The sequence below is a fragment of the Pedobacter sp. 05L430 genome (genome assembly GCF_056397585.1).
In genome coordinates this window covers 1-22756 of record NZ_JBFTNT010000060.1, presented here as the reverse complement: position 1 = coordinate 22756, position 22756 = coordinate 1, and the positions used below count along the sequence as shown (strand labels likewise).

Annotated in this window: 17 protein-coding genes and 1 pseudogene; 9 read left to right on the top strand and 9 right to left on the bottom strand. The window is 38.0% G+C overall.

Features of this window, described 5'->3' with window-relative positions; genetic code table 11:
• Positions 1–526: 526 nt before the first annotated feature.
• The 4 genes from AC1DG9_RS11415 to AC1DG9_RS11400 form a co-directional block, all read right to left on the bottom strand.
• Complete coding sequence (locus tag AC1DG9_RS11415) at positions 527–1291, bottom strand: phage integrase SAM-like domain-containing protein (RefSeq protein WP_337717922.1); 765 nt, start codon at positions 1289–1291, stop codon at positions 527–529.
• Positions 1292–1552: 261 nt separating this feature from the next.
• Positions 1553–4375: a hypothetical protein gene (locus tag AC1DG9_RS11410; protein ID WP_337717920.1), complete on the bottom strand. Its 2823-nt coding sequence runs from the start codon at positions 4373–4375 to the stop codon at positions 1553–1555.
• A 187-nt stretch (positions 4376–4562) separates the two neighbouring features.
• On the bottom strand, positions 4563–5435 hold the full coding sequence (locus AC1DG9_RS11405; protein ID WP_288884260.1) for an inositol oxygenase family protein: 873 nt from the start codon (positions 5433–5435) through the stop codon (positions 4563–4565).
• Between the two features lie 41 nt (positions 5436–5476).
• Positions 5477–7105, bottom strand: coding sequence for a sodium/sugar symporter (locus AC1DG9_RS11400; RefSeq protein ID WP_288884261.1), 1629 nt, complete (start codon positions 7103–7105; stop codon positions 5477–5479).
• A gap of 208 nt (positions 7106–7313) precedes the next feature.
• Between AC1DG9_RS11400 and AC1DG9_RS11395 the strand changes: the two genes are divergently transcribed.
• The 7 genes from AC1DG9_RS11395 to AC1DG9_RS11365 all read left to right on the top strand — a co-directional run bounded on the left by AC1DG9_RS11395 (position 7314) and on the right by AC1DG9_RS11365 (position 16865).
• Positions 7314–8324, top strand: coding sequence for a LacI family DNA-binding transcriptional regulator (locus tag AC1DG9_RS11395; protein ID WP_288884262.1), 1011 nt, complete (start codon positions 7314–7316; stop codon positions 8322–8324).
• 105 nt (positions 8325–8429) lie between these two features.
• Positions 8430–8984: an RNA polymerase sigma factor gene (locus AC1DG9_RS11390; protein WP_172659324.1), complete on the top strand. Its 555-nt coding sequence runs from the start codon at positions 8430–8432 to the stop codon at positions 8982–8984.
• A 129-nt stretch (positions 8985–9113) separates the two neighbouring features.
• Positions 9114–10184: a FecR family protein gene (locus tag AC1DG9_RS11385; RefSeq protein ID WP_172659325.1), complete on the top strand. Its 1071-nt coding sequence runs from the start codon at positions 9114–9116 to the stop codon at positions 10182–10184.
• Positions 10185–10476: 292 nt separating this feature from the next.
• Positions 10477–13644: a SusC/RagA family TonB-linked outer membrane protein gene (locus tag AC1DG9_RS11380; RefSeq protein WP_477634652.1), complete on the top strand. Its 3168-nt coding sequence runs from the start codon at positions 10477–10479 to the stop codon at positions 13642–13644.
• A 20-nt stretch (positions 13645–13664) separates the two neighbouring features.
• Positions 13665–15263, top strand: coding sequence for a SusD/RagB family nutrient-binding outer membrane lipoprotein (locus tag AC1DG9_RS11375; protein WP_477634651.1), 1599 nt, complete (start codon positions 13665–13667; stop codon positions 15261–15263).
• Positions 15264–15428: 165 nt separating this feature from the next.
• A complete protein-coding gene (locus AC1DG9_RS11370; RefSeq protein WP_172659328.1) occupies positions 15429–16319 on the top strand; it encodes a pirin family protein in 891 nt (296 codons plus the stop codon).
• Between the two features lie 9 nt (positions 16320–16328).
• On the top strand, positions 16329–16865 hold the full coding sequence (locus tag AC1DG9_RS11365) for an NADPH-dependent FMN reductase (RefSeq protein WP_172659329.1): 537 nt from the start codon (positions 16329–16331) through the stop codon (positions 16863–16865).
• Here AC1DG9_RS11365 and AC1DG9_RS11360 read toward each other — a convergent pair.
• The 4 genes and pseudogenes from AC1DG9_RS11360 to AC1DG9_RS11345 form a co-directional block, all read right to left on the bottom strand.
• Positions 16849–17706, bottom strand: coding sequence for an alpha/beta fold hydrolase (locus tag AC1DG9_RS11360; protein WP_172659330.1), 858 nt, complete (start codon positions 17704–17706; stop codon positions 16849–16851). The two genes, AC1DG9_RS11365 and AC1DG9_RS11360, sit on opposite strands and share 17 nt — an antisense overlap.
• Before the next feature lies 1 nt (position 17707).
• Positions 17708–18181: pseudogene (locus AC1DG9_RS11355) on the bottom strand (sterol desaturase family protein); the annotation flags it as partial.
• Positions 18145–18429 carry a hypothetical protein gene (locus tag AC1DG9_RS11350; RefSeq protein ID WP_477634650.1) on the bottom strand — a complete coding sequence of 95 codons (285 nt, stop codon included), beginning with the start codon at positions 18427–18429 and terminating at the stop codon, positions 18145–18147. The pseudogene AC1DG9_RS11355 and the gene AC1DG9_RS11350, both read right to left, overlap by 37 nt.
• 164 nt (positions 18430–18593) lie before the next feature.
• Positions 18594–19571: a metallophosphoesterase family protein gene (locus AC1DG9_RS11345; RefSeq protein ID WP_477634649.1), complete on the bottom strand. Its 978-nt coding sequence runs from the start codon at positions 19569–19571 to the stop codon at positions 18594–18596.
• A gap of 81 nt (positions 19572–19652) precedes the next feature.
• Between AC1DG9_RS11345 and AC1DG9_RS11340 the strand changes: the two genes are divergently transcribed.
• Positions 19653–19910 (top strand): hypothetical protein, encoded by a 258-nt coding sequence (locus tag AC1DG9_RS11340; protein ID WP_172659333.1) that lies wholly within the window; start codon positions 19653–19655, stop codon positions 19908–19910.
• Between the two features lie 126 nt (positions 19911–20036).
• On the top strand, positions 20037–22076 hold the full coding sequence (locus tag AC1DG9_RS11335) for a M13 family metallopeptidase (protein ID WP_477634648.1): 2040 nt from the start codon (positions 20037–20039) through the stop codon (positions 22074–22076).
• Positions 22077–22183: 107 nt separating this feature from the next.
• On the opposite strand, the gene AC1DG9_RS11330 is transcribed toward AC1DG9_RS11335, so the two are convergent.
• Complete coding sequence (locus AC1DG9_RS11330) at positions 22184–22612, bottom strand: CBS domain-containing protein (protein ID WP_172659335.1); 429 nt, start codon at positions 22610–22612, stop codon at positions 22184–22186.
• Positions 22613–22756 lie beyond the last annotated feature (144 nt).

Genomic DNA, 22756 nt, shown 5'->3' with positions numbered 1-22756 from the left:
TGTTAAAAAGATGGTGGTAGGTCCACCGTAAAGGGGGGACAGGCAAACCTTACAAACCAATTTGTGGTGCTCGACTCCGAAAGGGTCTAGGATTGAGCGGCAAATAAAAGGTGATTGAAGCCATCAGTTGTGTTTCAAAGTGGGTATTTCACTTAAAGTGGCCGATTCATTTCGGGTCAAAATGGCCAGATGAACGATTGCCGGACCTTGGTAAAAAATTATCTCGACTGAAAGTCAAATATAACCCATCAACTTTTTCTATACGCAATACTGTATCGACTCGACATTTTCATCCGGCTTTATATAAGCTACTCTCAGCCACAAAAAGAATTGAATGGAGTTCTCCCTAATCAACCGAACAGATAAGCCTCCTGAGGCCGCAATTTGGTGGTCGCGATCAAACCTCACGGACGAGAAGATAGGGAAACATCTGCCTAACGACACCGAAACGGCCATTTTATCCCGAAAGATGGTGATCAAGTTCGAGCGAAAGCAATTGTCAGTTTAAATGCGGAAAGTGTGGCCATTATCGCCGAAACATGCAATTACATTGGTAGCTAAAAAACCAAAAGTCTCTAGCTTTCTCCTGATGACAGTCATTCTGCAAATCAGCTGTATATAGGGATTTCAATACATCTGATTCCAGGTTTTTTTTAGTGTTTTTCCCGGTAGGGATTTTATATTGCTTAAAAGGATAAAGTTCAGGGGCAATATCTCTGGTCTCAATTGCCGCATTAAATATCTTGCGTAGAGGTCGTAGATAAATTCCTACAGTAGTTCTGGAATTGCCGCTTTCTATCATCCAGTTTTCGTATTTGTTCAAGAATGAGGGATTAATTTTGTCAAACCCGATTTGAGTTACAGGATTTTTGCGCCCTTGATTAACAAAGGACTTAATTGAATTGATACTGCATTGATAGTTGGATTTAGTTCCTTCCTTTTCTAAATTTCCTAATTCGGTGATATAATCATTATAGTGATCAATGATGTTGTTTACACTAGTTTTATTCCTGTAAAGCTCCCGTTTGAATCGATCGAATGAAAAGGAGGGGAGATTTTTGATGATTTCTGCTGCTCTTGATTCAATAGCTTTTAGTTCCACTTGTATTTCTTTGTAGCGCCCACGAGGTCTAGGTTCATTATAAGCACGCTCAAATTCTTCTTTACTTAGAGATGAGCCCGTCTCAAAGAGTTTGGCAATACCAAAATAAACACGCAGTTTGACAGGATAATTTCCATCATCCAATACCCTTCTTGTGTCATGATAGAGAGAAATTGTTGCTTCTTTCATTAGAGTAATAGGTTTTAATTGGAGTTCATTTGCACAAAATTTGCACACAAATTGTCAAATTAAGTACAAATATCACATAATAAAGATAAGTAAAATATTTATAACTATTTGAATTACAGCGTATATAAAAACAAATATAAATAAAGATATACTAGTGTAGCCTGACTGTTAATCAGAGGGTCGCTGGTTCGAGCCCAGCAGAGGGAGCAAAATTTAAAAGCCCATTTCTTAATTGAAATGGGCTTTTTTTGTAGAATGTATCTAAGGAGCTATTGCGGGTGGTGGGCAATTCTGACATCTTTTAACAGTGATCCGTTTTCTCTTAACACCAAGGTGTCCTTGTAAATCGGCTCCCTCAACAATCACGGTATAAGTTCCTGGATTATCTGCTGCATAAAACCCAATTGTTGCTTTGCCATCCTTGTCCGTAATGATATTTGGCGTCCAATATATTGTTGAACGTATATCCGACATATCAGTGATATTACCTGCAGTATATTTTGGACTATAAAACTCCTTTGAAGTGATAAATGGCATTGGTTTATATAGATAAGTGCCAACGCTTTTCTTTAGGAAAGGGCCTTTTCCACCCCGGGTAGTTACTTCAATAAAGGAATGGTCCCATGGCACATCTAGTGGTTTGAGGTAAGTACTGGTATAATTCATTTGATATTTGCCACTCACCATTACTTCTATCCCTTTAATTTCTTCAGCATCGTAATAATCAAAGATATCTTTGAGGTATTGGTATCGTGGTGTTTCCGGCGAAATAAAAAACTCAGTATTTACACCATCGATAACCAGGTGAAGCAATGTGGTGTACACACTATAATAAGTTTCGCCGGTTTTGCTAACTCTAATTCCGAACCCCTTAACGTTCTTACGTAAGAGGTCGCCAAGTGTAGTTCTGCCGGCTTTTTTTAGTTGTCCTTCATCAATGATAATATCTGCACCGCCAGGGCCATTTAAGTTTTTGGAACCTTTAACAACCTTTTTTGCATTAATAACTACCTCTTTAAGCAAATTACCTCCGGTAACACGCAATTGTTCTTTTTTTAAAGCCACCCGATTGTTAACAGCTAAATAGGTGCCGGTGTCAATATTTACAAACCATGGCACAATCGAATTGGTAATTGGGGAGAAAACAGGAGCTTTAAATTCATCCATTTCAATGCCAACATTAAAGCTTTTTCCTCTCTTGTTTTTAGCGCTTATAAAGTACGCAGGGGTATCAATCGGAGCAATCCCTTTAAAAATAAAATTTCCATTATCGTCAGTAATACTCTCTAGCACAAGTAATGGGTTTTTTGAGAATAATGTAATTGCAGATTTCGCCACTGGTTTATTGAAGGCATTGGTAACTTTGCCTTTTATTAAAAATTCCTCTTCAGCAGGATAGACCAATGGCTTAACCGGCTTAAATAACTGACTCCAATCGTAACCGGCCCAACCTTGCGCCATCAGCAAATGATTAAGATGCTGCCATTTTTCAGGATGAATTGCAGCATCGTCGTAATAACCGGGACCTTCTACATTACCTTTTAAGTCCGAAGTTAATAGCATGTGGCTTACAAGTGAGCGCTCTGCAATACTGTCTGTTTTAACCTGTCCGTTATCTGTTACTGCAAGAGAAAAACTGCCTTGTATGGGCTCACCATGATTGTCAGTTACTTTAATATTTAAAGAAATGCTATCCCTTTGCCGATACTCAGATTTATCTGATTCCAATTGAATATTTAACTGATCATCACGACCGTTGTAAAACATACGTTCATTCAGCCCCACTTTGTTTTCGTTCATTAAAATTAGGCGAACTATACCACTTGGAAAGACCTGTTTATTTAAAGTAAATTGAAACGGGCCTTTATTGAATTTAACCAATGCACCCCAACAAACTACATTTCTGGCCATACCAACCAGGTAATAAGTTTTATCGGCAGCAACAATATCTGGGGTGGGTGTAAGTGTTATATCACATGAATCACTTTTAAATCGATTGTTTACATTTAAGGTTATGCCGCTACTTTCAACAGATGGGAGTTGATAGGTTTGGTATTTCCCGTCAGGTAATTGTATTCTGGCAGTGTAAATTTCCGCATTTTCAGGTACAAGACTAAATACGCCCATTCCTGAATGTGTAGCTGTAAAGGAAGTAATTTCCTGCTGTTTGTTGTTGTAAATTTTGCCTGACACAGCTGCTCCGTATCCATCTTCGTTTAAGGCCTTAAAGGCGATGTTAGTTTGCTGACCTGCAACCAGCTTTCCGCCCTCGGGCATAAACTGTAGGTCTACTTTTTCTGGCCTGTTTAGTATAACTGGAATCGAAATCTTACGACTGCCCTGACTTTTACGTAAATCGTGGACAACAAGCGAGATATTTTTTGAGTCAGCCTTATCAGGCAAATCGAAACTTAACTTTAAAGCGCCGTCTAAACTTGTTTCAGCTTTGTCTTTAAACAATGTTCTTTTACCATCGGAAATACTCAACTGCATTTCTCTTAACCCCACAGGAGCTTTATCGAACTGGGTGATCTTTAAGCCCATTTCAATTTTGTCTTTGCTGCTGTCCTTTATTAAATGTGCATTATAATTGATCAGCCACTCCGATCCGGCATTGGTACCCACATAAAAGTGTTTCTTAAAAAGATAACTCTCATCAAAGTTTCTCATCCAATTGGTGTATCCTGTTAAGGTATACCCACCTTGCGTCATATCTGCGTCTAATCCTATATAGCCGCTTGCCATTCCACCGTTTACGGGAACCATAACTCGTTGAATAAGCCGATTGCTATCATTTGAAAGTTCCAGGTAAAGGACCGCGCTTTTATTTGAGTAGGTTAGAAAGGAAGCATTCAGTAAATAAGCTTTGAACCACAGGGTATCGCCAGCCAGATATGTAGGTTTGTCGGTTTGCAAGTAAAGTTTTTCTATCGAAAGACTGTCGTTTTGTGTATTAAGTTTAGCAATGATCTGACTTAGATTTTGTTTGGCAAGCGTCTGAGAGCAACCTGGTGAAATGTTGAAAAGGTGGAGCAGAACACAAATAAAAATACCTGTTATAATATGAACAGCCTTAGTTTTCATAGTTCGAGTATCTGGTTAAGATGAGTTAATTTCTTATAAAGATACTGATACACAATCTTTTTTAAAAGAGACGATTGCAATCCGGATTAAAAGAAGGAACCGGTTAAAAAGAAAAAAGAAGGTGTCCAAAAGAGTACTATAGAAGTACTCTTTTGGACACCTTCTTTTAAATAACTTACCAGCTGGTTTAAAGTTTAACCGTTGCTGGTAAGTATTTGGCGATCAGATCTTCGTAATAAGGTTTAAGTTCTGATACAACGGGAGGCTTAGGGCTTTTCGAATATAAATCGTAAGGGTTAAACTTGTCAACCCATTTAAACATTTCCTGATCGTGAGCGTTTAACAGGTGATCGTAAGCGTGTTCACGGTGCTGTGAGTAAAAGGAGTGATAGCGAATCATGTATAAAGCAGGCTCCGGCAGGTAATCTTTAGTGATGTGGTATAGATACTCGTCGTGTCCCCATGACATATGGATGTTGTCGAGTCCACATTGGTGCGTATACACCCCATATTTCGTGTTGTAGCGTTCATCTGTACTATCAGGGTTGTCTGAAAAGAAATCAGGATACACAATTTTGTCAGAGAACTTACAGCCAACTGGGAATGAATCACCAACAACATTCCACTGAGGTTCTCCAAAAAGGCAGAGCACCTTACCAAGGTCATGTATAAACCCGGTTAACACAAACCAATCCGGATGTCCGTCGGCACGGATCGCTTCGGCAGTTTGTAATAGATGTTGTAACTGATCAAGTGATGTGTCGGGATCTGAATCATCAATTAATGTATTCAGGTATTCCATTGCGGCCCACCATGGCATCTCTTTTTTATCAAACTGTAAAAAGTTAGCTTTTTTTGCAAGTACATTTCCATAAGTTTGGTACTTGTGATTCAAACGATAAAATTCGCGTACTGAATCATTTTCCGGGCTATCGTAATTTCTAAATTCTTCTTTCTTTTTTTCAGGAACACCAGGTTCCGGATATCTTTTTAATACATCGTCCTCCCACACATCGAGGCTAGACAATGGAGATAGTTCCTCTTTTCTTGACTCTTTCATAATGCTTAATTTTTTATAGTTAATTATTTATTCTATTTTTTTTACCAAAACACTGTATATAAAGCAGTAAGTATGCCCATAATAAGAATAGAGCCTATGGCAAAACTAGTGCTGATCTTAAACATAGAGGTATCCACTTCAATTGCATTTTCACTGGCAATTTTTTGAGGCTTGCTCAAACTGATCACAATCATTAGAATCACAATGACTACAAAGTCAATAGCCATTCTGTCGAGGAAAGGATAATCCGGAAAAGCGCCATTTGTCCAGACAGGAAGAAACTTTAACACAGTTGAAAGTGGAATTGTAATCAGTGCTCCCGTCATAGCTGCCGCAGTTGTGGTGCGTTTCCAATAAAAGCCCAGCAAGAATATAGCCAGTACTCCCGGCGAAATAAAACCCACATATTCCTGGATAAACTGGTAAGCCTGATCAAGTGATTTTAAGGATGGTGTTACAATTGCCGCAACCAGCATGGAAATCACAACCGCCCATCGACCAACATTAACCATCTTTTTATCTGAGGCTGTTTTGTTGAAGTATTTTTTATAAATGTCAAGCGAAAAAATTGTAGATATACTGTTTGCTTTACCTGCCAATGAAGCAACAATGGCCGCTGTAAGGGCAGCAAATGCGACGCCTTTTAAACCTGCCGGCAATAAATTCATTAAGGTTGGATAAGCATGATCAGGTTTCAATACACCTCCATCCGACATTTCTGTAGCAAATAAGCCTTTACTGTGAAGCACATACATCACAATTCCGGGAAGGACGGCAATTACCGGTACAAGTAATTTTAAAAATGCTGCGAATAATATACCCTTACGTGCCGTATTTAAATCGGCACCTAATGCACGCTGTACAATGTACTGGTTGCAGCCCCAGTATGCCAGATTATTGATCAGCATGCCGCCAATTAGTACAGACAACCCCGGCAGTTCCTTATAGTATTTATCAGATGAATCAAATATCATGTGAAAATGATCTGGAGCCTCCTTCCTTAAGATAGACAGACCCTTAAAAATATCCTCACCAAATCCGTATTCCCTGGAAAGTAAAGAAAGTGCAAGGTAAGTGGTAATCAAACCGCCAAAGATCAGGACCAGTACCTGAATCACATCGGTATAGCCAATAACTTTCATTCCCCCTAAAGTGACCACCATAGAAAAGATGCTGAGCCCCACAATACTCCACTCAAAGCTAATGGGTGATATAGAAGAGATGGCTAATGCACCCAGGTAAATGATAGAAGTAAGATTCACAAAAACATACACCAACAACCAGAATACAGCCATAATGGTGCTTACCTGATCATTATACCGCTTTGATAAGAATTGCGGCATGGTAAAAATCTTGTTCTTCAGGTATACCGGGATGATAAAAATAGCCACAATGATCAGTGTTGCGGCTGCCATCCACTCATAAGAAGCAATGGCAAGTCCCAGTGCAAAGCCAGAACCAGACATCCCAATGAAATGCTCAGCAGAAATATTTGAAGCAATCAATGAGGCCCCAATAGCCCACCAGGTAAGCGAACCCTCTGCCAGAAAAAAATCCTTCGCACTACTGGATGTGGTTTTTTTCTTATGATAAATGTAATAGCCATAGGCCGCTATCGCGATAAAATAAATAAAGAAAACTACATAATCGGCTATGTCAAGATGATTCATATTTGGTTTGCGCTAAATCAGTTTCCCTCATATAAATGAGTTAAATTAATTATATTACATTTGGTTAAAAGCAAAACCTTAGGTGGTCTTACTTATCAAAGCTGTATATAAAAATATTAAATCTGAGATTAAGCAGGCATTTTATTTACGAATACGTTTAAGTAAAAACCCCACCGTTATTGGCAAAAACTTTCAAATTTAAATGTAAATGAAGGGAACTGTAACTGTAAAAACGCTAGCTAAAGAGTTAAATATATCTATTGCCACTGTTTCAAAAGCATTAAATGACAGTTATGAAATTAGTTTGGAAACCAAGCAAAAGGTTTGGGACCTCGCTAAAAAGTTAAAATATGAACGTAATCCATCTGCAAGTAACCTCCGTAGTCATAAAACAAAAACTATAGCCGTTATTATTCCAGAGATTGCTAATAATTTCTTCTCGCTGGCCATAAACGGGATTGAAGAAATAGCCAGGAAACGCGATTATCATGTATTGATCTATCAAACCCACGAAAACAGTGATACAGAAATTGCTTTTACTGATAGCCTGTTAAGCGGCAGAGTAGATGGAATATTGATTTCTGTGTCGAGTAATACAAATAATAATGAGCATTTTAAAGAGCTGGTTAAGAAAATACCGGTTGTTTTTTTTGATAGGGTTTTTGAAGATATAGATGCCGTAAAAATAACAACAGATGATTATGAAAGTGCTTACAATGCAACTTGTCATCTAATAGAATGTGGTTGTAAAAAGATTGCCTATCTGTTTGCACTTAATAATCTGGTGACCGGTAAAAATAGGTTTGCCGGATATCTGAAGGCTTTAGAAAAGTACAATATGCTTTATACTGATGAGATGATTGTTCATTACGACAAAGATACCAGCAAGAATTATGAAAATATAAAAGCCATGGTATCGAACCAGAAGCCAGACGCTGTTATTGCTTCAATCGAGGAGCTTGCTTTGCCCTGTTATTATGTTGCTCGCGAGTTAAATCTAAATATCCCGAAAGATCTAAAAATAATAAGTTTTTCCAATCTTAATACTGCACCTCTTTTAAATCCATCCCTTACAACAATTGAGCAGCCTGCTTTTGAAATTGGAAAAGAAGCAGCTGGTATTTTATTCAAAATATTAGAAAAAAAGTATTTTGAACCAAATGAAAACCACATCTTAAAATCCCGCTTGATTAAGCGCGAATCAACATCTTGCGGCTAGCTTGTTCGTTTTTGTTTATTGTATGGGTTAACAAGAATAAATAAGATCTGATCATGTAAATATTCCTTAGATTTTCTTAACATTGTCTTAATCTAAATTAACCAAATGGAGAATAAGCTCTTGCATCATTTATTATGGGAACGTATCAGGGGAGGTGATAATGGTGCATTTTTTGATCTCTACAAAGCGCTTTATTATGACCTGGTTAATTTTGGTATTCGTGTATGCGGAGATGCTGAAACATCAGGGGAGGCAACCGATCAGGTATTTATTACCATCTGGGAAAAACACGAGCAGCTAAACAGGGTTGATAATGTGCCTGCTTACTTGCGTACATTTTTAAAACGTAAGATTTTACGACTGTTAGAGCGTAAGCGCAAAATTAATGATGCGCTGCAAAATGCAGGTGCGGAGGGCGAGTGGATGGAGATGTCGTACGAAGAGTTTATAGTAAAAGTTCAGACCGATGAACTGGTACGATATAAACTTAAAAATGCGCTGGAGAAATTGACCTTCAGACAAAAACAATTGATTCATCTAAAATTCTTTGATGGATTGAGCTATGAACAAATAGCTGATCAAACTCAACAAACCATTAAAACTGCTTATAATACGGTTTATGATGCGCTTAAGATATTGCGTAAAGAGTTGAAAGACTAATAAATTCAGAATGGCGGGATGGTAAAAGTGTGCTATTAAGCAATGTTATTCGTGTAAAGTAAAAAAAAGTAAAATTTTCTTAGGAAAAACATAACATTTTTGGCACTGGTATTATAAAAGCCAAATGTTATGATAGATCGTAGTCTTTTCAATGTTGAAGACTTTTTAGTAGATAATACCTTCCAGCTATATTGTGCCGGAACAGATAAACTTTGTATTAGCTACTGGGAAAATTATATTAAAGCACATCCTGAGCAAGAGACTGTTATTGCCGAAGCAAAACGCTTGTATGTGATATTAAGTGGGAACAAGAAACCATTAAATAAACAGGTAGACCTCTTGAAAAATAATATTGAACCTCAAAATGAGGCTGATATTATCCCTATCCATAAAAATTATATGTGGCTGAAAATTGCAGCGGCGGTTCTGCTAATGGTAGGCGTTGCGGTTATCTTTAAAAATAACCCTAAAGAAAATACCCCAAAGGTTAGTTTGGTTACCAATTTTAGTACAAAAGGTGGCGAAAAGAAAAAAATCACGCTATCGGATGGTTCTGTGGTTTTGCTTAATGCCAAAAGTACATTAACGCTCGATAAGAATTTTAATGAAAAAAACAGGGAGGTTAATTTAGTTGGAGAGGCCTTTTTTGATGTTACCCACAATAAGAGTAAGCCCTTTAAGGTACATACCGAAGATTTTGATATCAATGTGCTTGGTACCTCTTTTAATGTTAAAATATATCCGGGAGAAGCAACATCTGAAACAGTGCTGATTAAGGGCCTGATTGTGATGGAGGGAAAAGGAACCAAGGGGAGCTCTATAACTTTAAGGCCAAGTCAGAAGGTTACTTTTTATAAAAAAGTTGACGAACTTCCTAGTAACATCAAACCACAAAAACCTTCAGTTGTACATCCGCAAATAGCTATTAATCAATATACCAAAGTTAACGACAGCACAATTGTAGAAATGGCCTGGACGCAAAACAGGCTGGAGATTTTAGATCAAACTTTTGCTGAAGTTAAAGGGGACTTGGAAAGATGGTACAACGTAGAGATTATTTTTAATGATCGTGAAGTAGAAAAATATCGTTTTACAGCAACATTTAGACATGAAAATATAGAGCAGGCATTAAAGGCATTTCAAGACGCAGAACATTTTAAATATGAAATAAAAGGGAATCAAATTACCATATCTAAATAATTAGAAAGGGACGGTGTTGACGCACCGCCCCAATAATTTTTTTGATATAAGCACTGGCAGTTTTATGCGCAAACAGATTGCTGCCAAATACTAAAGCAACCAAAAAAACAAAAATATGATTAATTATTACTTACTGCAAGTGCGTCCCGATGTCAGGACGTTCTTAAAATTCATTATTTTAATGAAATTAACCTGTATTATAATTTTTATTACATGTCTCAATGTTTCGGCATCTGTCTTTTCTCAGCAAAAGATAYCACTAGATGTTACGAAAACAAAGCTGGGCAAAGTTTTGAAGATTATTGAAGAGCAAAGTGATTATCATTTTGTGTACAGTTCGTCAAATGTTCCTATAAACAAGGACATCACATTGTCGGTAAAAAATACTTTAGTTACAGATGTTTTAGCTGTAATATTTAACAACACTAACTTAAATTATTCTGTTTCTGGTGCAGGGCTGATTGTAATTAGCCGGAAAAAAGATATTAAAGTCAGCGGCACCGTCAAGGACGCTAATGGCGGACCTTTACCGGGGGCAACGGTTCGAATTAAAGGAAGTGGTGCAGGAACATCAACCGATATAAATGGTAAATTCTCAATATCGGCACTCCCAAATGCAATTCTAGTAGTTTCATATGCTGGTTTTCAGACAAAAGAAATAGCCGTTGATGGTAAAACAGACTTACAGGTTGTATTAACAGAAGACACCAAATTGTTAAACGAGGTAGTGGTAACAGCTTTGGGTATTAAAAAGGAACGTAGAGCACTGGGATATTCTGTTTCTCAGGTTCAGGGCGAATCTTTAACGCAAGCCAGAGAAAACAATGTAGCTAACGCTTTAGTCGGTAAAGTTGCAGGTCTGGACATCAGCTCAACTTCAGGTGGTGCAGGTGCAGCTACAAGTGTTACCATTCGTGGTGTTTCCAGCCTTAGCCAAAGTAATCAGCCACTATATGTAATTAATGGTGTGCCAATGGAAAATAAGCCTACAGGTTTAAACAATATCAATCCAAATGGGAACTCAGGTAGTCAGTGGGACAACGCCCCGGATCTTGGAGATGCAGTGGGTAACTTAAATCCTGATGATATTGAAAGTATCTCTGTATTGAAAGGTGCAGCCGCATCAGCACTTTATGGTTCAAGAGCTAAAGCAGGTGTTATTCTTATTACAACTAAAAGTGGTAAAGGAAATAGCGTTGACTTTAATAGTAATTACGTGGTAGAGCAAATCATGGACAGAACCGACTGGCAGTATGTATATGGGCAGGGGGCCAACGGCACAAAACCATTAGACAAGGCTGCGGCCGCACAAGTTGGTGGATCTAGCTGGGGTGCAAAATTAGACGGGACCAGCGTGGTTCAGTTTGATGGTGTTTCAAGACCGTATTCAGCACAGCGTAATAATATAAAGAACTTTTATGGTAATGGCGGTACATGGTCTAATACACTTGCCTTAAACAAAACATTTGAAGGAGGCGCAATCCGCTTTTCTGCCAATGATGTAAATAACAATTCTGTAGTTCCAAATTCAGGACTGAATAGACAATCATTTAATTTGGTAGGTACATTTGAGCCAGTTAAACGCTTAAACATTGATGCCCGCTCTAATTATATTTTGGAGCAGGCTAAAAATAGACCAATGGTGTCAGACGGTGCCGGTAATGCTAACTATAATGTGGTGTTTTTACCCACCAGCGTTAGCGTAAATGATCTAAAGCCAGGGAAAGATGCAGATGGGAATGAATTAAAGTACAATACCGGAAATGCATTTGCTACCAATCCATGGTTTGCTGCAAACGAATTTGTTAATGACACTAAACGCGAGAGATTAATTAGCTCTTTCAATGCACGCTATACTTTTGATAACGGTCTGTTTATTCAAGGTCGTGCAGGTCGCGATGCTTACTCTGATACTTATAAGAATGTGGTGCCATCAGGAACTGCGTATTATGAACCCGGCAAAATTGCAGAACAGCAAACCAAGTTTGCAGATGTTAACACCGATGTATTATTGGGGAAATCATTTGCTGTAGGTGATGAATTTACTGTTACTCCAAATGTTGGGGCAAGTTTCAGAAATACCAGAATTAATCAAACAACAAATAATGGGACTAATTTCGCAGTGTTTGGAGTTTATAACATCTTAAATGCTAAAAACAAATCAGTTGGACATATAGAGACCGAGTCAGAAACTCACTCGGTATATGGCACTTTAGAACTTTCTTATAGAGATATACTTTATTTAACCGGTAGCGGAAGATCAGACTGGTTTTCTACACTTGCTACTCCTGGAAAAGACAATAAACTCAGTGTTTTTTATCCTTCTGTAAGTGGTTCATTTGTGTTCTCAGAACTTTGGAAACCCTCATTCCTTAATTTCGGTAAGTTAAGGGCAGGCTATGCCATTGTTGGACAAGCAACCGATCCTTATCAAACCTTACTTACCTATGGTTTTAGAAGTGAAACCTTGAATGGAAATCCATTAGGTATCATAAATAACTTAAGTATTCCTAATCCGGGATTAAAAGCTTCTAAAGCAACTGAGCTGGAAATTGGTACTGAGTTAAGATTCTTTGGCGATCGTTTAAACCTGGATATGACCTGGTACAAAAAACGTTCAAAAGATGAGATATCTGTAGTTACCACATCAAGTACAACTGGTTATTCCGGAGCAGTTTTAAATTCTGGAGAAATTGAAAACAAAGGGGTAGAGSCACTAATCTCTGGGGTTATTCTTAAAAATGAAGATTTTACCTGGACTTCATCAGTGAATGGAACGTATAATGATAATACGGTGCTTTCTTTAGCAGAAGGATTGCCTTCGCAACTATTGGCAACTTCCAGATCGGGGGTTGGGTTTTTACAGAATATACCGGGGTTAGCTGCGGCTCAGGTAATGGCATATGATTATAAGTATGATGCTAACGGCGCAATTTTAAAAGATGCACTTGGAGAACCGTCAAGAGGAGATTTAAAAGCATACGGATCGGCATATAATAAATGGTTTGCAGGCTGGAATAATGAGTTTAACTATAAAGGGGTAAGTCTTTCTTTCCTTATTGATGGAAAATGGGGAGGCAAGGTATTCTCGGCAACTGATTACTACGGATATATTTTCGGATTACATAAAAATACCCTTGTAGATCGTGAAACTCTTGGGAATAATGCGGCAAAATTCTATGAAAATACCGCCAATAATGTATCTAATAAATTTGTACAGGATGCGAGTTTCATCAAATTCAGACAGTTAACGTTGGGCTATAATTTCCCGGCAAAAATGTTTAATAATAAAGTAAAAAGCTTAAATGTAAGTCTGGTTGGCAGAAATTTATTTATTCTGATGAAGAAAACAGACAACATCGATCCAGAATCGAGCTACAATGCTACATTTCCAGGAATGGAGTTAGGAGGGGTGCCGCCAGTAAGAACTTTCGGCGTAAACCTAAGTGTTAAGTTTTAATTATTTAAAGATAAAGAGAAATGAAAACGAATATATTAAACAAATATAGCCTGGTATTACTTGTTACTGTTCTAGTAGGTACAAGTTGTACAAAAGATTTTAAGGACATCAATACCAATCCAGTTGCCTATGGGCCGAGTAGTTTTGATCCAAATTACACATTAACATCAGCACAGCTTACTTATACAGGGAGTATAGATTTTGCATACGATACCTGGCGTGGAAATTTGATTTACTCTGCCACAATGATGCAGGGTTTTTCTACAGTGATTAGCTATTGGGCAGGCGACAAGTATCTTTTGAATGAAGGCTACACAGCTGCGTATTGGGGAAATGGTAGTGTAGGTGCGTATATAGAGCAAGTACGACCAATTGTTGATGTTGTTGAGTACGCCAAAGGCAAACCAAAGTTAAACAATGTGTATCAGGTAGCCCGCATCTGGAAAGCGCTGATTTTTGAGCGACTAACTGATTTGTACGGAGACGTTCCTTATTCAGAAGCCGGATTGGGAGTGTATACCGGTAATTTTACACCTAAATATGATAAGCAACAAGCTATTTATATGGATTTGCTGAAAGAGGTAGAGGAAGCTTCGACTGCTTTGAATGAGACTGGCGATGCAGTAACAGGGGATGTTATTTACAAAGGAAACATTGCACAATGGAAACGGTTTGCCAACACTTTAATGCTTCGGTTAGCAATGAGGTTAACTAAGATTGATGAAGCCACGGCAAAAACATATGTTCAAAAAGTTGTTGGTAAAACAATGAATGATAATAAGGATAACGCATTTTTGGCCCATGATGCTGCTGGATCAAGGGTAACACAAAACAGAAACAGTCAGRTGCTACTTGGTGATGGCGGACAGGAGAACTACTATGTTAAATGGTCGAAAACATTTATCGACTTTTTGAAAAATAATAATGACCCTCGTCTGGAGAAAGTTGCTGTAACACAGTTGTATTTAACAGAGAGTGGTAAAGCACAAAATCCACTTTATGTTACAGCTGCTGCGGCTCAAAAAGGAATGCCAAATGGTAAGGATTTAAGTGGACTAGCTGGTAGAGACGTTAGGCAAGACCCCTCATTTACAAGTTTCTCTGATTATTCATCTCCAAATCCGGCAATGATAAAACAAAATGGGGTAACATTTATTCTTACCTATGCCGAGAGTGAATTATTGCTTGCAGAGGCCGCACAAAGATGGGGGATAGGAGGTGTCGCGGCTGATCATTATAAGAATGGGGTTGCAGCTGCAATTACTTTTCTTGGGCAATATGATGCATCGCTGGCAATATCAGAAGGTGTTGCTGTAAGTTACGCGAATGCACATCCTTACAATTCCGCAAATGGTTTAGAAATGATTAACAACCAATACTGGGCTCATACCAATACCATGCTCGATTTTTATGAAACCTGGTCTAATTGGCGTAGAAGTGGGTTTCCTGCATTAACACCAGTTGTATACCCTGGAAACGCAACTAATGGTACTATTCCTCGTCGTTTCCCTTATCCTGTAGAAGAAGGTGCGAAAAATGGTGCTAATTACAAAGAAGCATCTGCCGCAGTGCCGGGTGGAGATAAATTATCTGGTAGAGTATGGTGGGATAAACAATAGTCCATCAAAAACTATTATTAATGATCAGAAGGCCCTTCAGTTATACTGCTGGGCCTTCTGATTTTATTGAAAAATCTTGTAATACTAAGCTAATTCATGTAAATTCACATTGCCTTATGTCAAATCTATCTGTTTAATCTGAACAGTTAAAATCATTAAAATAGCATGTCAAATATTAACTTGATTATCGAAGAAAGACCAAGTAACATTGGTAATTTTATGGTTGGCAGACTTTTGCCCTTTCGTGAAAAAAGAATGGTTGGGCCATTTGCCTTTGTAGATCACATGGGCCCCACAAGTTTAAGTGACCACGAGAATTTTGATGTTCCCCCACATCCGCATATTGGGCTTTCTACTTTAACCTATCTTTTTGAAGGAGCCATAATGCATAAAGATAGTTTGGGTAATGAAACTGAAATTCAACCTGGGCAGGTAAACTGGATGACTGCAGGAAGCGGAATTGTTCATTCAGAAAGAACACCAGTCTATTTAAGAACTTCCAATAAAATGCTCCACGGGCTTCAAATATGGGTTGCTTTACCAAAAGCCCTGGAGGAAATGGAACCAGAGTTTTTTCATTTTAATGAAGATGAGATTCCGCACTGGACAGAAAATGGAATTGATTTTAAACTGATTGCCGGTGATGTATTTGGACACTTCTCACCAGTACCGGTGTACAGCCCGCTTTATTTTCTGGAGTTAAAAAGCGCCAAAAGTCAACCTGTTAAAATAGGTAAAGATCTATTCGGTGAAAGTGCCTTATATATTCTTGAGGGTGGCATTGAAAGTGAAGGACATATCTTTGGGCCTAAACAACTCCTGGTGGCTAAAGACAGTAAGCTGTGCGAATTTGTAATGCAGGAAAATTCAACAATATATATATTTGGCGGAGAGCCTTTTTCTGAGGAACGTTTTATTTACTGGAATTTTGTAGCGTCTACCCGCGAAAGAATCGAGGAAGCAAAGGAAAAGTGGCTTTCACAATCTTTTATTCCAGTTCCAGGCGAAACTGATTTTGTTCCGTTGCCAGAGCAAAGTAGAAATATTAAAAACTAATTATATCAAATGAAGATTTTAGCGTTCGCCGGAAGCAGTAGTCGCCAATCAATTAATCGGAAATTGGTTATCCACACCATTTCTTTCTTTAAAGAGCATGATGTTAAGCTGTTAGATTTAAATGATTTCGAGATGCCATTATTCTCTGTAGACAGAGAGGCCAGTGACGGATACCCGGAAAAGGCTTATAAGCTAATAGATCATATATCAGAAACGGATCTTATTATTCTTTCCCTGGCCGAACACAATGGAAGTTACAGTGCTGCTTTTAAGAATGTGATGGATTGGTGTTCCCGTACAAACAGTAAGTTTTTCCAGAACAAGCCAATGTTGCTAATGAGTACTTCGCCTGGTGGATTTGGAGGCGGGAATGTAATGAATGCGGCGATAATCAGACTCCCAAAATTAGGTGCAGAAGTATTGACAACCTTTTCGCTTCCTTCTTTTCATCAAAATTTTGACCAGGARACAGGCATCTCAAACCAAGAACTTCTTGAAACACATCTTTCCAAGATTAATGAGGTAAAAGCTAGAATGTCTCTTTAATTATGGCGTCTATTTCTTTGATTACCCTTGGGTCAATAATTATTTTGGCATGAGTGGTATCATCATATCTGGAAGCATTTATTGTTGGGTACTGCTCTAGAAATGTTTCAATAAAACCTGCAGGAGATATATTGTCATTAACTTCATAGATGAGCAGATGCTTTAACTCCTCAGAAAAAGTGTACATATCATTTAATAAAAAGCGATTGGTACTCATTTGGTAAAGCTCTTCGAATTCATTAAAAAAACGTTGCTGTATATTTTCAGGGATGCTTACAGCTGTCATAGACGATTTGAAGTTCTCTGTTAAATTAACGAGAGGAGCAATGCTGATAAGAAGTTTAGGGAATTGCAGTGTTTCCTGTATCACCAATGTATTTGCCATGCCACCTAGTGAGTGACCGATCATTGCATCGGGAGCTCCATAATTTTTTTGGAATTCTTTAATCGCCTCTGCAAAAAGGATCAGGTTGCTGAGTTCGCCTTCTGAACTTCCATTCCCTGGTGCGTCAAAGGCCCATATCTCGAGATCTTTGTTAAGTAATAACACATCAATCAATTCGCTAAAATCTATGGCTTTAGAGCCCCATCCGTGTGTAAGCAAAACCTTAATTGATCCATTGCCCCATCTAAAACAATTAAAATTCAGATCTGATTTGCTGAAATATTGATCATACACTTTTAAAGTAGAGGTTTTAGCAGCATTTAAAAGATTTTGCTGATGTAAACGACTTGGCATTTTTGGGGAGTAACAAATAAACTTCCAGAGCGTTGCCTGTAAAAGTTCAGGGTTGTGGCCCTGAACTTTTATATCTTCGATTATTTGTTTTAGATTTTTCACTTTATAATTCCCGTTGCATTACCCTTGCCGTTTGTGTACTGCCATCGTGGCTCCATCCCGGAGGGTAAAAAATATACTTTAATTTATCTTTAAAGGTAGGCGCTTTTTTAACATCGGCATATAGCGCAATAAATTCATGGAAAATGATATTTACCGGTCCAGAGTCTTCTGGCTGCTTTGTTAATCCATACTTTATTTCTTCCTCCGGTACCTCTGCCTGGAATGTTCCGAATATACGATCCCATAGAATTAATACCATACCCATATTCTTGTCAAGATAACGTACATTACTTGCATGATGAACACGATGATGTGAAGGAGTGACAAAAAGATATTCAATTATTGGATGTAGTTTTCCAACCGATTTAGTATGTACAATATTGCCATAGATTTGAGTAACCAGGTAGGCAAAAAGGATATCAACTGCGTTGAACCCCATCATCGCCAAAGGCAAATAGAAGAATACCCTGTATAGTGGTTCAAATACTGTAGACCTGAAGCCTGTGGTAAGGTTAAAATGTTCGGAAGAAACATGAAGGTTCCGGCTTTTGTAAGGATATTGATCACAAAGGCGCTGGCCATCAGGTAGATATTGGTAAGTGTATCACGTTTCTGATAATGTTTTTTATCATGGACGTAACTAAAGTACATTTCAAACAAGGTAAGTAATATAACGAAACCAAATAGTGTTCCAACCGTTATACTTTTATCCAAATCTGTCATTTTGAGGGCTTTCTATAAATTTACGGAATTACTATTGCTTAAAAACTCGATACTGCAAGTTTAAACAGTATTGATTTAAACAAATCAAAATTCCTGATTTTTATAGAAATAGCTGTCCTTAGAGTGTCATAATCAATACTTTTACCCTAAAAGTCTGACTTTTATTACCTTCCGGTCAAATCGATTGAAAATTCATCAAATAAAGTGGCTTCCTCATCAGTATCTAAATTCGGAACGGTATAGTATTCACCTTGGATAGTAAAGTTAAAAGGTGTTTTCTCGATGCTGACTTTTAAAAAGCCGTGTCTGTTGTCGCAGTAGCTATCAAGCTGGACCTTATTAAATAAGTCACTTTTAGCGATGTAATTGTTATCGTAAGGATCTGCAAGTTGGTGTAATTCGTCAAAACCTCCGGCTCCTGCAACAATAAATGGCAGTGTTTTCCCATCTTCATATTGTTTACTAAAGCGTTGGTAATTATGTACGTGTCCGCTAAAAATAATGTCTGGTTTTACCCCAGCTTCTTTAAAGGCAGTTTCCAGAAATTCTATCATTGGTTTGCTCGATCCATGATTTGTATCTGCAGAATAAGGGGCATGGTGCATACAAACAATTATAGCCTTATCAGAGCGAAGTGTAGCGGCATTTTGCAGCTCTTTAACAAACCAGTTTTTTTGTTCCTTGGTAATGTGACCATATTTTGGAACATTGGTATGAAGGCCAATTATTGTCGCCAATGGCGATTCCATTGTCCAAAATACGTGAGGCTGAATCTGACTTTTTCTACTGCTTTCGGTCCCAAAATGAATTGTTTTAGGGCAAGTATTGCAAAATGCAGCATAAAATGCATCAAGACTTTCGTAATGTAAATCGCAGTCTGGATTTATATCTGTGTCATGATTCCCAGCAATGGCATAAATAGGGCCAGGGTAGGTCTCAAATGGTTTTAAAAACTGTTCGTTATATTGCTCTGCCTCGCCATAATGATATACAATATCTCCAAGGTGGTATAAGAATGCAGGCCTGTCGTGTTCGCTCGTTGCGCACAAGTATTGTTCGGCCATTTTCCCTGCCACCTGTTTTTGAGCATCAGCAGATTTCAGTCCGCCGGTATCACCAACCATATGAAAAACCATTTTCATATTGCCTTATCAGGAGTAATTGTGATAAATCTATTGTTAAGGGTTTGGGTTGTGTTAACATAATGATAATTGAATATTAAAATGCAGTTAATTTATATTTGCGGAGTGACAACACCTCTATACGTACTTTACGAATTACTGATCAGACTCACAGAGTTAGATCCAACGATTGGCGATTTCTACGCTCATAAATACACAGATGCCGGTGCAATTATCAGGACAAACAATGGATCATTGATCGTTCCTCAACATATACTTGAAAAACAATTCTCAAATCCGTCCCAAATAACGGATGCAGATTTAAAGCAGTTAGTAAATGAATTTAAATGGAGTACTTAATTTAAGACCATCAAATTTATGTTGGGATAAAGTAACTAAGATATTATGAACTCTTTAGAAGTTAGGTGATAATCTTTTGTTAAATTTGGTTTAACACTTATTTCTTATTCATAAATTCTTATATAAATGAAAATTAAAAAATCTTTTAGCATCCCGCTTACGGCTTGTTCTTTGCTGCTTATGGCATCCTGCAATAATTCGGAACCGAAGCAAGAACTGCATTCAGGTATTATCCTTAAAAATATGGATACTACAGTGGCGCCGGGGAATAATTTTACGGCCTATGTGAATGGCACCTGGATGAAAAACACAAAAATCCCTTCTGATAAGGCTTCATATGGTATAGGGGCAATGGTGAATGATAAGGCACAGGAAGATGTTAAAGCAATAATTGAGAATRCTGCCAAGGGAAATCCTGCTGAGGGTTCTGATGAGCAGAAAATAGGCGACTTTTATGAATCTTATATAAATATGAAGGTTCGTGATTCTATAGGGCTGGCACCTTTAAATGTTGAGTTTAAAAAAATTGATGCTATCGCCTCCGGGAAAGATTTGGCTTCCTATTTTGCTTATGCCAATAAGATAGGCAATATGATTCCTTTCARTTTAAGTGTTGCTGAGGATCTGAAAGATCCAAGAAAGTACATGCTTTATACCTGGCAAGGTGGCCTGGGTTTACCAGATCGTGAGTACTATCTATTAAAGGRTGCAAAATCTGCAGACATCCGTACTAAATATGTAGCCCATATTGAAAAGATGTTAACTCTTGCCGGAATTCCTGATGCAAAAGCTAAGTCTGTTCAGATAATGGCACTCGAGACCTTGATTGCCTCAAAACAAATGAAGAAGGAAGAAACCAGAAATATGGCTGGTCTTTATAATAGTTTTCCAATTAAGAATCTGAGTACGTTAACTCCAGATTTTGATTGGAACACCCTACTAACAGAGGCAGGAGTAAAGAATCATGATACCTTAATTATTAGCCAGGTAGCATATACAAAGGATCTAAATGCCATTTTGAAAAATACACCACTTGATACCTGGAAAAATTATTTAAAATGGAGTGCTGTTACAAGCGCTGCAACTGCTTTGAACACTGCGCTTGATCAGGAGAATTTCAATTTCTATGCTAAAACATTATATGGCGTTAAAGAGCAGAAACCTCAATGGCGCAGGGCCGTTGATGTAGTTAACGGGAACCTTGGTGAGGTAGTTGGTAAACTATATGTTGAAAAGCATTTCCCGCCTGCAGCTAAGGAACGCATGCTTAAACTTGTTGGCAATCTATTGAAAGCTTACGAGACGAGTATTAAAGAGCTCGACTGGATGGGTGCAGAAACTAAAAAACAAGCACTTGAAAAAATAAGCAAGTTCACTCCAAAAATTGGATATCCGGATAAATGGAGAGATTATGGTAAACTTAAAATTGCAAAGAACGATTTGTTTGGTAATGAAAAACGGTCTGCAGAGTTCGAATACAACCGCACTTTTAACAAGCTGGGTAAGCCTGTTGACCGTACAGAATGGGGGATGACACCACAAACTGTTAACGCATACTATAATCCTAGTATGAATGAGATTGTTTTTCCGGCTGCAATTCTTCAGCCGCCATTTTTTGATATGACTGCAGATGATGCGGTAAATTATGGAGGTATCGGTGCGGTGATTGGTCATGAAATAGGTCATGGTTTCGACGATCAGGGAAGTACATTTGACGGCACAGGTGCAATGCGTAACTGGTGGACGACGAAGGATCAAAGTGAGTTTAAAAAGAGAACAAGCGCTCTAAAAGCGCAATACAGCGGGTTTAAAGTTTTTCCTGATCTGAATGTAAATGGAGATTTTACACTTGGAGAAAATATAGGTGACCTTGGCGGATTAAGTATTGCACTGAAGGCCTATAATGCAAGCTTAAATGGTAAACCAGCACCAGTTATGGATGGATTTACTGGCGAGCAAAGAGTATTCCTTGGATGGGCTCAGGTATGGTTAAATAAATCAACAGATGAGGCATTAAGAAATCAGGTTGGAACAGATCCCCATTCCCCGGCTAAGTTTAGGGTTAATGGTGTAGTTAGAAATATACCAGAGTTTTATACTGCATTTAATGTAAAACCAACAGATTCTTTATACCTGGCACCAGAGAAAAGAGTTAAAATCTGGTAGCGTATTTATCAGAGAGCCGGCATAAAAGAAAAGCTCGTATCATTAATCATGATACGAGCTTTTCAATTTAATTGAGATTACGGTTAATATTAGATTGATAAAGTTCTTTAACTACTGATATAGCTTTCTAGCTGAGATATGGTTTGTTTCTGATCTGCAATGATGAATTTAACCACATCACCTATGGAAACCATTCCAAGTAATTGATTGTCCTGCATTACCGGTAAATGTCTGATATGTTTGTCAGTCATGATTTGCATGCACAGGTCTATGCTGTCTGTCGGCACGATGGTGATTGGATCGGGTGTCATTACCTCTTTTATCGGAGTGCCAGCCGATGATTTCCCATACAGTATGATCTTCCGGGCATAATCTCTTTCTGTAAATATACCCTGTAGCTTATGATCTTCAAGAATAAGCAACGCACTTACATTCTTTTCCATCATCAACTGAAGCGCCTCTAAAACAGATGAATTTTCTGTAACTGAGAAAATCTGTACAGGTTTAGCATTAAGTATTTGTTGTACTGTTTTCATAAGCGATTAAGAATTAGCTATTTAAATTTAACTAAAAAAAATTAAATCACCATTATCTTGTACAAAAAAATATTATTTCATCAGGGGCAATATTTCCTCTACATATTTCCTGTCATTTGCCAGTCTGGGAACCTTATGTTGTCC

Excerpts from the sequence above, each read along its gene's own strand:
- AC1DG9_RS11395 (WP_288884262.1), top strand. The coding sequence starts at position 7,314 with ATGAAGGGAACTGTAACTGTAAAAACGCTAGCTAAAGAGTTAAATATA.
- AC1DG9_RS11370 (WP_172659328.1), top strand. The coding sequence starts at position 15,429 with ATGTCAAATATTAACTTGATTATCGAAGAAAGACCAAGTAACATTGGT.
- AC1DG9_RS11410 (WP_337717920.1), bottom strand. The coding sequence starts at position 4,375 with ATGAAAACTAAGGCTGTTCATATTATAACAGGTATTTTTATTTGTGTT.
- AC1DG9_RS11400 (WP_288884261.1), bottom strand. The coding sequence starts at position 7,105 with ATGAATCATCTTGACATAGCCGATTATGTAGTTTTCTTTATTTATTTT.
- AC1DG9_RS11405 (WP_288884260.1), bottom strand. The coding sequence starts at position 5,435 with ATGAAAGAGTCAAGAAAAGAGGAACTATCTCCATTGTCTAGCCTCGAT.
- AC1DG9_RS11330 (WP_172659335.1), bottom strand. The coding sequence starts at position 22,612 with ATGAAAACAGTACAACAAATACTTAATGCTAAACCTGTACAGATTTTC.
- AC1DG9_RS11390 (WP_172659324.1), top strand. The coding sequence starts at position 8,430 with ATGGAGAATAAGCTCTTGCATCATTTATTATGGGAACGTATCAGGGGA.
- AC1DG9_RS11340 (WP_172659333.1), top strand. The coding sequence starts at position 19,653 with ATGCAGTTAATTTATATTTGCGGAGTGACAACACCTCTATACGTACTT.
- AC1DG9_RS11350 (WP_477634650.1), bottom strand. The coding sequence starts at position 18,429 with ATGACAGATTTGGATAAAAGTATAACGGTTGGAACACTATTTGGTTTC.
- AC1DG9_RS11415 (WP_337717922.1), bottom strand. The coding sequence starts at position 1,291 with ATGAAAGAAGCAACAATTTCTCTCTATCATGACACAAGAAGGGTATTG.
- AC1DG9_RS11345 (WP_477634649.1), bottom strand. The coding sequence starts at position 19,571 with ATGAAAATGGTTTTTCATATGGTTGGTGATACCGGCGGACTGAAATCT.
- AC1DG9_RS11385 (WP_172659325.1), top strand. The coding sequence starts at position 9,114 with ATGATAGATCGTAGTCTTTTCAATGTTGAAGACTTTTTAGTAGATAAT.